9 protein-coding genes and 1 riboswitch are annotated in these 11,173 nt (G+C 72.1%); of the genes, 2 read left to right on the top strand and 7 right to left on the bottom strand.

Annotation, left to right across the window (positions count from 1 at the left end; translation table 11 throughout):
- Nucleotides 1–7: 7 nt before the first annotated feature.
- The 5 genes from KGD83_RS23675 to gcvT form a co-directional block, all read right to left on the bottom strand.
- Nucleotides 8–658, bottom strand: coding sequence for a hypothetical protein (locus KGD83_RS23675; RefSeq protein WP_212641235.1), 651 nt, complete (start codon nucleotides 656–658; stop codon nucleotides 8–10).
- Nucleotides 659–931: 273 nt separating this feature from the next.
- Nucleotides 932–2,344 carry an L-serine ammonia-lyase gene (locus tag KGD83_RS23670; protein ID WP_212641234.1) on the bottom strand — a complete coding sequence of 471 codons (1,413 nt, stop codon included), beginning with the start codon at nucleotides 2,342–2,344 and terminating at the stop codon, nucleotides 932–934.
- A gap of 77 nt (nucleotides 2,345–2,421) precedes the next feature.
- Nucleotides 2,422–3,690, bottom strand: a complete 1,269-nt coding sequence (glyA, locus tag KGD83_RS23665) for a serine hydroxymethyltransferase (RefSeq protein ID WP_212641233.1) — start codon at nucleotides 3,688–3,690, stop codon at nucleotides 2,422–2,424.
- Between the two features lie 7 nt (nucleotides 3,691–3,697).
- Complete coding sequence (gene gcvH, locus KGD83_RS23660) at nucleotides 3,698–4,078, bottom strand: glycine cleavage system protein GcvH (RefSeq protein WP_212641232.1); 381 nt, start codon at nucleotides 4,076–4,078, stop codon at nucleotides 3,698–3,700.
- Nucleotides 4,079–4,236: 158 nt separating this feature from the next.
- Nucleotides 4,237–5,349 (bottom strand): glycine cleavage system aminomethyltransferase GcvT, encoded by a 1,113-nt coding sequence (gcvT, locus tag KGD83_RS23655; RefSeq protein WP_212641231.1) that lies wholly within the window; start codon nucleotides 5,347–5,349, stop codon nucleotides 4,237–4,239.
- A gap of 144 nt (nucleotides 5,350–5,493) precedes the next feature.
- Nucleotides 5,494–5,595, bottom strand: a riboswitch (glycine riboswitch).
- A gap of 225 nt (nucleotides 5,596–5,820) precedes the next feature.
- On the opposite strand from gcvT, the gene KGD83_RS23650 reads away from it, so the two are divergent.
- The gene (locus KGD83_RS23650) at nucleotides 5,821–6,750 is read left to right on the top strand and encodes a class D beta-lactamase (RefSeq protein WP_212641230.1); all 930 of its coding nucleotides are present in this window, start codon (nucleotides 5,821–5,823) and stop codon (nucleotides 6,748–6,750) included.
- A 291-nt stretch (nucleotides 6,751–7,041) separates the two neighbouring features.
- Here KGD83_RS23650 and KGD83_RS23645 read toward each other — a convergent pair whose 3' ends face one another.
- Nucleotides 7,042–8,097 carry a 3-deoxy-7-phosphoheptulonate synthase gene (locus tag KGD83_RS23645; RefSeq protein ID WP_212641229.1) on the bottom strand — a complete coding sequence of 352 codons (1,056 nt, stop codon included), beginning with the start codon at nucleotides 8,095–8,097 and terminating at the stop codon, nucleotides 7,042–7,044.
- Nucleotides 8,098–8,330: 233 nt separating this feature from the next.
- Entirely contained in the window at nucleotides 8,331–10,049 is a 1,719-nt protein-coding gene (locus KGD83_RS23640) for an AMP-binding protein (RefSeq protein WP_212641228.1), read from the bottom strand.
- A gap of 233 nt (nucleotides 10,050–10,282) precedes the next feature.
- On the opposite strand from KGD83_RS23640, the gene KGD83_RS23635 reads away from it, so the two are divergent.
- On the top strand, nucleotides 10,283–11,164 hold the full coding sequence (locus KGD83_RS23635; protein ID WP_212641227.1) for a DUF4429 domain-containing protein: 882 nt from the start codon (nucleotides 10,283–10,285) through the stop codon (nucleotides 11,162–11,164).
- The last annotated feature ends 9 nt before the right edge of the window (nucleotides 11,165–11,173 follow it).

Raw genomic sequence — 11,173 nt, 5'->3', positions numbered from 1 at the left:
CACCCTCTCAGAAGCTCGGCGGAAGTTCGCCCCGGCACACCTGCTCTTTGACAAGGAGCAGCTCGGGAACGCGATCGAGGGGCTTGATGCCGGAGGCGGCCTCGGGATTGACGTACGAGAGCACGAGGTAGAGCTTGGCGTGGTCCGCCTCCAGGTGGCGGTGGTGGATCGGCTCATGGTGCATGATGCGGTTGCGCAGCAGCCGCAGGGAGTAGAGCTGGTCCTGGAGGGTGCGGCGCGGCCCCCGGTATCCGGGGAACGCGCGGTGGAGGGCGGGGACCCACAGATCCCGGTCGTACCTGCGAGCGACCAGTGAGGACCAGAAGCCGAGGGACAGTTCGGTGACGACATCGTCCGGAGCGGCCGAACGGCGGCACCGCGCCCGTGCCTGGCGGACGAGGCGCTGGCCCTCGTTGTCCAACGGAGCCCTGTTCCACCAGTCCTTCTGCCCGAAGTGGGCGCTCAGACGGTCGTGGACGGAGTTGCGCAGGGCGAGTTCGAACGTGTGGAGCGGACCGTAGAAGGCCGCGGAGACCATGACGTTCCAGTGGTACAGGTTGACCGCTCGGGCCGCATCGCCCCCACTGTGGCGGAGGTAGGGCGCGAGGCGGGGCGAGGAGTACACGGAGACCATCCATGCCGGGATGCCGGTGCTCACGATGACCTTCGTTCTGTCTCGGCTGAGGGCGTGAGAGGACAGCGGGCGAGGGCGTTTGGTATCGTTGGCTCCGTAAGCCCCGGGTTCGCCTCTGCTCAGCACGCCACCCGGGGCACGGCTTTTTCCGGGGCGGCGCAGACCGGACCCCGGCGACCGGCTCATTGCGAACGCGGCCGGGTGCACCGTCTTTCGGGAACAACGGTACGCACGACCGCACTATGGCGCAAGCGCACTCCAGTGCGCGGTTTTGTTAACACCCTTCGGGGTGGTTCCTCAGCACTCGATGACGTTGACGGCCAAGCCGCCGCGCGAGGTCTCCTTGTACTTGTCCATCATGTCGCGGCCCGTGTCGCGCATGGTCCGGATGACCTTGTCCAGCGACACGAAGTGGCTGCCGTCGCCGCGCAGCGCGATGCGCGCGGCGCTGATCGCCTTGACCGAGGCCAGCGCGTTGCGCTCGATGCACGGCACCTGCACCAGGCCGCCGATGGGGTCGCAGGTCAGCCCCAGGTTGTGCTCCATGGCGATCTCGGCGGCGTTCTCCACCTGCGCGGGGGTGCCGCCCAGCACCTCGGCCAGCCCGGCGGCGGCCATCGAGGAGGCCGAGCCCACCTCGCCCTGACAGCCCACCTCGGCGCCCGAGATCGACGCGTTCTGCTTGAACAGGATGCCCACGGCCCCCGCGGTCAGCAGGAACCGCACCACGCCCTCGTCGCCCGCGCCCGGGCTGAAGTGCAGGTAGTAGTGCAGCACGGCGGGCACGATGCCCGCGGCCCCGTTGGTCGGCGCGGTCACCACGCGGCCGCCCGCGGCGTTCTCCTCGTTCACGGCCAGCGCGTAGAGAGTGATCCAGTCGCTGCCGCGCATTGGGTCGGAGTCCACCCCCGTCGGCGCCAGCAGGCCCGACTCGTCGCAGTTGCCGCCCAGCTGCCGGTACAGGCGGTGCGCCCGCCGGGGCACCTTCAGCCCGCCGGGCAGGCTGCCCTCGGTGGTCACCCCGCGGCGCACGCACTGGCGCATCGCCTCCCACAGCACGAGCAGCTCGGCGCGGATCCGCTCGGGGGAGCGCCCGAAGGCCTGCTCGTTGGCGAGCATCACCGCGCTGATCGACATCCCGGTGTCGGCGCAGATGCCCAGCAGCTCCTCGGCGCTGGAGAAGGGGTGGGGCACCCGGGTGTCGTCGGCCTTGATCCGGTCCGCGCCCGCCGCGCGCTCGTCCACGACGAACCCGCCGCCCACCGAGTAGTACACCTTCGCCGCCAGTTCGGCGCCGGAGGGGTCCAGCGCCACGAACCGCATCCCGTTGGGGTGGTCGGGCAGGCTCTCCTTGCGGCGGAAGTCCACGTCCACGGCCGGGTCGAAGGCCACCGGCGGCCCCCCGGGCCCGCCCAGGTACAGGGTCCGCTCCCGGCGCACCCGCTCCACCAGTTCGGGCACCGCGTCCACGTCCACGTGCTCGGGGGTGTGCCCCATCAGTCCCAGGACCACCGCCCGGTCGCTGCCGTGCCCCTTGCCGGTGAGCGCCAGGGAGCCGTACAGCTCCGCGCGCACGCGGGCCGCGCCGTCGAGCAGGCCCTCCTCGCGCAGTCCGGCCACGAACGTGCGCGCGGCCTTCATCGGCCCGACCGTGTGTGAACTGGACGGTCCGATTCCGATCTTGAACAGGTCGAACACGCTGATGGCCATGGCTGTCCTCCTCGTCGAGTACAGGGCCCGGGCATGTGAACGCCGTGCGGGGCCGCCCGGCCCCGCACGGCGGGGCTCTACAGGTTCGGGTAGAGCGGGTACCTGGCGGTCAGCGCCTGGACCCGGCCGCGCAGCGCGGCCTCGTCGAACTCCGGCTTGAGCGCCTCGGCGATGACGTCCGCCACCTCGGCGAAGTCCTCGTCGCCCAGACCGCGGGTGGCCAGCGCCGGGGTGCCGATCCGCAGGCCGGAGGTGACCATCGGCGGACGCGGGTCGTTGGGCACCGCGTTGCGGTTGACCGTGATCCCGATCGAGTGCAGGCGGTCCTCGGCCTCCTGGCCGTTGAGCTCGGAGTCGACCAGGTCCACCAGGACCAGGTGCACGTCCGTGCCCCCCGAGAGCACCTTCACGCCGGCCTCGGCCGCGTCCGGCCGCGTCAGCCGCTCGGCGAGCAGCCTGGCGCCCGAGACCGTGCGGCGCTGGCGGTCGGCGAACTCCTCGCCCGCGGCGACCTTGAGGGCCACCGCCTTGGCCGCGATCACGTGCTCCAGCGGCCCGCCCTGCATGCCGGGGAACACCGCGGAGTTGATCTTCTTGCCCAGCTCGGCCTTGGCCAGGATCATGCCGCCGCGCGGGCCGCCCAGGGTCTTGTGCGTGGTCGTGGTGACCACGTCGGCGTGCGGCACCGGGTTGGGGTGCAGCCCCGCCGCGACCAGACCGGCGAAGTGCGCCATGTCCACCATCAGGAGCGCGCCGACCGAGTCCGCGATCTTGCGGAAGCGGGCGAAGTCCAGCTGGCGCGGGTAGGCCGACCAGCCGGCGACGATCATCTTGGGCCGGTGCTCCTCGGCGAGCGCCTCGACCTCGTCGTAGTCGACGGTGCCGTCCTCGTCGCGCACGTGGTAGGCCACCGCGTTGAGGATCTTGCCGGAGTAGTTGATCTTCATGCCGTGGGTCAGGTGGCCGCCGTGGGCCAGGTCCAGGCCCAGGATGGTGTCACCCGGCTTGAGCAGCGCGAAGTACACGGCCGTGTTGGCCTGCGCGCCCGAGTGCGGCTGCACGTTCGCGTGCTCGGCGCCGAACAGCGCCTTGGCGCGGTCGATAGCGAGCTGCTCGACGACGTCGACGTGCTCGCACCCGCCGTAGTAGCGGCGGCCCGGGTACCCTTCCGCGTACTTGTTGGTCAGGACGGTGCCCTGCGCCTCGATCACCGCCTGGGGGGCGAAGTTCTCCGAGGCGATCATCTCCAGGGTGTCGCGCTGGCGCGCCAGCTCCGCGTCGACCGCGGCCGCCACCTCGGGGTCCAGTTCGCCCAGCGTCTGGTTGAGCGTGTTGTCGGTAGCCATCGGGGGCCTACTCCTCGCCTTCGGTCAGCTTGGTGTACTCCTCGGCGGAGAGAAGGTCGGAGGGCTCCTCGGAGATCCGGGCCCTGAACAGCCAACCGTCCTCGAAGGGCGAGGAGTTGATGGTCTCGGGCTCCTTCTCCAGGGCCGCGTTGACCTCGGTGACCTCACCGCTCACCGGCGAGTAGACGTCGCTGACGGACTTGGTGGACTCCACCTCGCCGCACGGCTCGTCCGCGGTCACCTCGCTGCCGACCTCGGGCACCTCGACGTAGACGATGTCGCCCAGGGACTCGGCGGCGAACGAGGTGATTCCGACGGTGGCGATCCCGTCCTCGACCACGACCCACTCGTGTTTGGCGGTGTAACCCAGCTCCGTGGGAACGCTCACTTCAACTCTCCTTGGAGGTGTTCCATTTTCCTGCCGCGCGCCCGTACGGCTGCCCGGCCCGGCCTACGCCCGGTCGCGCCCCGTGCGTGCGGGTCCCCTGTGGGGGGATCCCGCCGCGCTGGGGCGTGCGGGCCTTCGGGGTGTGAAGGCCCCTGCTGCTACGGCTGCCGCTTGTAGAACGGCAGTTCGACCACGTCGACGTCCTCGCCCCGCCCGCGCACGTCCACGGTGAACGCGCCGGTCGAGGTGTCGAGGTCGCCGTCCACGTAGGCCATGGCGATGGGGCGGCCCAGGGTGGGTGAGGGCGCGCCGCTGGTGATGGTTCCGACGGAGGTGCCGTCGCGCAGGACCTCCTGGCCCTGGCGCAGCGGGCGGCGCCCGCGCGCGACGAGGCCGATGAGGCGGCGGGGACGGGAGGAGCGGGAGGCCTCCTCCAGGGCCGCGCGGCCCACGAAGTCGCCCTTGTCGAACTTCACGACCCGGCCCAGACCGGCGTCGAAGGGGGTGAGGTCGGCGGTCAGCTCCTGCCCGTACAGCGGCATCCCGGCCTCCATGCGCAGGGTGTCGCGCGCGGAGAGCCCGGCGGGGACGAGGCCGTGCCGCTCGCCCTCGGCCATGAGGGCCTCCCACACCTTGGGGGCCCGGTCCGCGGGGCTGACGAAGATCTCGAAGCCGTCCTCACCGGTGTAACCGGTGCGTGCGAGCAGGGCGGGCTCACCGGCGACGGTGTGCTCGTACCCGGCGTAGTAGCGGATGCCGTCCAGGTCGGCGTCGGTCAGCGGCGCCAGGACGTCGACGGCGCGGGGCCCCTGGACGGCGATCAGCGCGTAATCGGCCGACTCGTCGCGGACCTCGACGTCGAAGCCCGCGGCCCGTTCTGCCAGGGCCGGGGCGACCACCGCGGTGTTGGCGGCGTTGGCCACGACGAGGTACTCGTCCTCGCGCAGCCGGTAGACGATGAGGTCGTCCAGTACACCGCCGTCCTCGGCGGTGATCATGGAGTAGCGGGCGCGCCCCACCTTGACCTGGGACAGGTGGCCGACCAGCGCGTGGTCGAGGGCCTGGGCCGCCTGCGGGCCGGTCAGCCGGATCTCGCCCATGTGGGAGAGGTCGAACAGGCCCGCGGCCTCGCGCACCGCCCGGTGCTCGGCGGTCTCGCTGCCGTAGCGCAGCGGCATGAGCCACCCGGCGAAGTCGACGAGGGCGGCGCCGGCCTTCTCGTGGACCTCGCGCAGCGCTGTCGCGCGCGGCGCGGATGCGGCATCTGACATGGGCACTCCCGAGAGGATGGGCGTCGTGACGTGCGTGGCGTTGCCATCCTCCCCCTCTGTCATCTGTGCCTGAGAGCTTCGCCGCGCGCTCGGCGCGGCTTGCACCTTCGGCGAGGGACGGCTGTCCCTGCTTTCCAGAGTGGTCTCGCCCGTACGGTCCGCTGTGCCTGAGAGGTTGTCTTCGGGGAGGGATTGCTCCTTCGGCGGCCCGCGCTGGATACGCGGGCACTCTCCCGTACGGGGTCAGCAACACGTTCAGCCTAGCAGCGGCCGTGAACGGCGCCCAAGGGTGCCCGGGGCCGGGCGGGAACGCCGGCGAGGCACCCGTGAGCGGCGCCGTCGGAGCCGTGCCCGTCCCGGCCGCCGTGCCCGCCGGGCTCCCCCGGTGTCCGACACTCCGGCCGCCTCCACCCTGGGGCGGGAGGGCGGGGATTAGCGTGTTCGGGGAGTACCGACCGGGGAGGGAGACGGATGCGAACCGACACCGGGAGGGCGGCGCGCGCCGCGCGCTCGCTCGCGGCCGGATGCGCCCTGTCCCTGGCCGCGGGCACGGGGTGCGCCGGGGCCGTGGACGGGGCGCGGGGGCCGGACGGGAACGCCCGGGAGGGGGCGGAGGCCGGCCCCCCGCCCCTGACGCGGGGCGACCTGGCCGCCGTCGAGCGCGAGGACCTGGAGGCGGTGTTCGCCGACGCGGGGGTGGAGGGCACCTTCGTGCTCCACGACGTGATGGAGCGGGAGGCGACCGTGGTGGAGCCGGAGCTGGCGCGCGAGCGCGCGGTCCCCGCCTCCACCTTCGACCTCGTCAGCACCCTGGTGGGGCTCCAGACGGGCGCGGTCGGGGACGTGGACGAGGTGGTGCCCGACGGGGCCGGATCCCAGTCCGTCGACCGGCGGGAGCGGGACACGGCCCTGCGCGAGGCCCTGCCTACCTCGAACGTCCCGGTCTACCGGGAGGTAGCCCGCCGGGTCGGGCACGGGCCGATGGCGGCCTGGGTGGACCGGCTGGACTACGGCAACCGTTCGGTGGGCGACGCGCAGGCGCTGGACCGGTTCTGGCTGGAGGGGCCGCTGGAGATCTCCGCGATGGAGCAGACCGACTTCCTGGCGAGGCTGGCCCGCGACGAACTGCCCGTGGACGACGCGCACCAGGAGGCGGTGCGCGGACTCGCCGCCCTGGAGGAGGGCGACGGCTACTCCCTCCACGCGAAGGCCGGGTGGGGGGCAGAGGCCGGTTCCGCGCCGGGCTGGTGGGTCGGCTGGGTCGAGAGCGGTGAGGACCTGTACACGTTCGCGCTGCGCGTCGAGCCGGAGGGGGACCCGGACGCCGGGCTGAGCGAGTCCCTGGGGCGGGAGATGCTCGTGGAGCTGGAGGTCCTGCCCGAGGAGGAGCGCACCGTCTGAGCGGCGCGCGTGCCCCGCGACGCGCGTCGGCCCGCCCCCGTCGCGGGAGCGGGCCGACCGCGTCGTCCGGGAGCGGCTGCGGAGTGTTCCGCGGAGGCCTTCGGGTCAGCGAGCGGCCGTCGGGGCGGTCCCTCGCGAGACGGTTCGCGCGGGTCGGCCCGGTGGGCCCTCCGGGCGAAACCGGCGCGGCGGGAGGTGGCCCGGGACCCGCGGAAGCGTTGGAGCCGGAGGCCCTCCGTTGAGGGCGGCGGAGGGCCACGGACGGGACCGAAACGATCCGAGGAGTACGCCCTAGGCCTTGCGGCGCTGGCGCACGGCCTCGGCCAACTGGGTCAGCACCTCGCCGGTGGTCTCCCAGCCCATGCACTTGTCGGTGATCGACTGGCCGTAGGTCAGGGCGGCGGGGTCGCCCAGCTTCTGGGCCCCCTCGACGATGAAGCTCTCCAGCATCACGCCGATGACGCCCTTCTGGCCCTCGGCCACCTGGGCGGCGATCGCGGCGGCCACACCGGGCTGGCGGGTGTGGTCCTTGCCGCTGTTGGCGTGGCTGGCGTCGATCATCAGGCGGCGGGGCAGCCCGGCGCCCTCGATGACGTCCAGGGCGGCGTCGACCGACCCGGCGTCGAAGTTGGGGCCGCTGCGGCCGCCGCGCAGGATGACGTGGCAGTCCGGGTTGCCCTCGGTGACGACCACCGAACCGGCGCCGGCGGGGTCGATGCCGAAGAAGGTGTGCGAGGCGGCGGCGGCGCCGACCGCGTCCACGGCCACCTGGACGTCGCCGTCGGTGCCGTTCTTGAAGCCCACGGGCGTGCTCAGGCCGCTGCTCAGCTGGCGGTGCACCTGGCTCTCGGTGGTGCGCGCCCCGATCGCGCCCCAGGAGACGACGTCGGCGATGTACTGCGGGGTGATGGGGTCGAGGAACTCGGTCCCGGCGGGCAGGCCGAGCGCGTTGATGTCCAGCAGCAGCTTGCGCGCGGTGCGCAGGCCGCGGTGCACGTCGTAGGTGTCGTCCAGGCCGGGGTCGTTGATCAGGCCCTTCCAGCCGACGGTGGTGCGCGGCTTCTCGAAGTACACGCGCATCACGACGCACAGCTCCTCGCGCAGGGAGGGCACCAGCTCCTTCAAGCGGCGGGCGTAGTCCATGGCGGACTCGGGGTCGTGCACCGAGCAGGGGCCCACGACGACCAGCAGGCGGTCGTCGTCACCGTCCAGCACCCGCTTGACCTCGGCGCGGGACTCCTCGACCAGGGCGCTGCGCTCGGCGCCCAGCGGGAGCTCGGCCAGCAGGTCCCGGGGCGCGATGAGCGGCTTGTAACTGGCCACCCGGGTGTCGTTGGTGCTCGGCATGGTGTTCCCCTCGGGTCCCGTCTGTCGTGTTTTCCGCTGTCGCCACGAAAACCGTCTTATGAAAACAGTAGCGCGGACGGTTCGGCGCTCCGCTGCCGCGTCGGCCGGCGCGGTTCACGTGACAGAAAACACCACGCCGGTTTCGGGCGCCGAAAAGCGTCTCATTTAGTGAGACGAACTTTTTCCGGTGCCCGCTGCCATTTCCGTCGGGTGCGGATCCGGGGTCCGGCCGGTCACCCCTCCGTTCCCGGGAGGTCCTCCTCCCAGTACTCGCGCGGGTTGCGCGCTCCGTCGGTGACCGTGCCGCGCTCGGCCTCGGCCCGACGCAGCTGCACGCGACGGATCTTACCGGAGACGGTCTTGGGCAGCTCACCGAACTCCAGGCGGCGCACCCTCTGGTGCGGCGACAGGCGCTCGCGCGCGTGGGTCAGGATCGACCGCGCGGTCTCGGCGTCGGGGGCCACCCCCTCGGCCAGGGCCACGTACGCCTTGGCCACCGCCAGCCGCAGCGGGTCGGGGGAGGGAACGACGGCCGCCTCGACCACGTATTCGTGCTCGACCAGAACGCTTTCGAGTTCGAATGGTGAGATGCGGTAATCTGAGGCCTTGAACACATCGTCGGATCGGCCGATATAGGTAATGTAACCGCTCGAATCCCGGCTGGCGATGTCACCGGTGCGGTAGCGGTCCCCGCGGACCACCTCGCGGCTGAGGCCGGGGTTGTCGGCGTAGCCTTTCATCACCCCCACCGGCTCCCGGGACAGGTCCACGCAGATCTGCCCGGTGTCGGCGGGCTCGTCGGTGGCCGGGTCCGTCAGCACCACGTCGTAGCCCGGCATCTCGCGCCCCATCGATCCGCGCACCATCCGCTGACCGGGGCCGTTGCCCAGCAGCATGGTCGTCTCGGTCTGCCCGAACCCGTCGCGCACGGTCACGCCCCACGCCTCGCGCACGCGGTCCACCACCTCGGGGTTGAGCGGCTCCCCGGCGGCCACCGCCTCGCGCAGCCCCACGTCCCACGCGGCCGGGCCGGCCTGCGCCAGCGTCCGCCACACCGTCGGCGGCGCGCACAGCGTGTCCACCCCGCAGCGCACGACCGCGTCCAGCAGCCCCGCCGCGTCGAACCGCTCCTGGTTGACGACCAGCACCGTCGCCTCGGCGTTCCACGGGGCGAACACGCTCCCGTAGGCGTGCTTGGCCCACCCCGGCTCGGACACGTTGAGGTGGACGTCGCCCGGCCGCACGCCCAGCCAGTACATGGTCGACAGGTGCCCCACCGGGTACGAGCGCTGGGTGTGCACGACCAGCTTGGGCAGGGCGGCGGTGCCGGAGGTGAAGTAGAGCAGCAGGGGGTCGTCGGGGTGTGTGGGGTGCGGCGGGTGAAAGTCCAGACCGGCGTGCTCGGAGTCGGCGTAGTTCAGCCACCCCTCCATGTAGCCCGTGCAGATCCGCGTCCAGTGACCCCGCAGCGGGGCGAACTTCTCGGTCTCGGCGGCCGAGCACACCACGTGCGCGATCTCGCCGCGCTCCAGCCGGTCCAGCAGGTCGCCCTCTGACAGGGAGGTGGGGGTCGGGCAGACCACGGCTCCGAGCTTGATCGCGGCGAGCAGGGTCTCCCACAGCTCCACCTGGTTGCCCAGCATCAGCAGGATCCGGTCGCCCGGGTGCACGCCCTGGTTGTTCAGCCAGTTGGCCACCTGACCGGAGCGCTCCGACATCCGCCGGTAGGTGTACCTGGCCTGGCCGCCGTCCTCCTCCACGATCCACAGCGCCGTCCGGTCCGGACGGCGCACGGCGACCTCGTCGAAGTAGTCCAGTGCCCAGTTGAACCGGTCCGACCGGGGCCAGGTGAACTCCCGGTGCGCCCTCTCCTGGTCCTCGCGCAGGTCCAGGAGCAGGTCCCTGGCGGCGCGGAACTCGGCCGCGCCCTCGGCTGCCGTCCCTCTCGACATGTGGCGACCTCCGGATCGTGGACAGGGCGCCGACCGCACTGTCCGCCGGTCCCGCCCGGGTGGGGCGGTGCAACGGGTGTGCCCCGCTGGTCCTACCCGGGATGCGCCGCCGTGACGCTTGGGGACCGTCGTCCGGACGTGCCCTCGAGCTCGGGGGGTGCGGGCGTCCGTCGGGGACGGTGGCCGCATACGGCCCCGCGCGGCGGGTTCCGCTGGCTCTAGGATGTGTGGACATGGAGGAACTTCGCGGACACCACGGAACCTGGCGGATCGACGACGAGACGATCCGTATCCGTTTCGACTCCGGCCGCAAGGTGCCCACCCTGTTCCGGTCGTTGGGAAACTGCTCGGTTCCGCTGGCCGCCGTCCGCGAGGTCGACTTCGACCGGGGCACCCGCAAGCACGGGTGGCGGATGCGGCTTCGGCTGGTGGAGGACACCGACCCCTACGCGCTTCTGGGCGTCCCCGGTCGGGACGCGCTCACCCCGCTGCTGATCACCGGTCCGCACGACGGAGAACTGCTCGCCGAGTACTACTCCGAGCAGATCGCCTCCTCGGCCCGTTTCGCCCGTGAGACCAGCACCGGGGAGATCGATCCGCGCGAGGTCGCCCTGGGGCTGGTGGGCCGCGTCCCCCTCCAGGTGCGCACCGCCGAGGGCACGGCCTCCTTCGACGGGACCCGGGTGCGCCTCCAGTGGGACAACTGGCTGGCCAGCACGGCCAAGCAGAAGGAGAAGGCCCGCGACTACCAGCTCTCCGAGATCGAGTCCGTGCACTGGTACCCGCCGGTCGACGTCACCGAGGGCTACCTGCGCATCGTGCTGCGCGGGGTGACCATCCCCGAGGCCACGGCGCTGGACCACGACTTCTTCACGCTGGCCTCGCACGGGTCCAAGGGCAGTGAGGAGACCCTGCTGATGGCCGCCACCGTCAACGCCCACGTCGCGGCGGCCGAGGAGCCCCGGCAGGAGCGCGCCGCGCTCGGCGCGGCGGACGGGGACGGCAGCGAGGCGATCTTCGCCAAGATCCGCGAGCTCGGGCGGCTGCACGCCGAGGGCCTGCTCACCGACGACGAGTTCAGCGCCAAGAAGGCTCAGCTGCTCGACCGCCTCTGACCCCGTCCC

The organism is Nocardiopsis akebiae, from assembly GCF_018316795.1.
Classification (GTDB): Bacteria; Actinomycetota; Actinomycetes; order Streptosporangiales; family Streptosporangiaceae; genus Nocardiopsis; species Nocardiopsis dassonvillei.
Note: the sequence above shows the minus strand (reverse complement) of the source record. Positions and strands in the feature narration are given on the sequence as shown.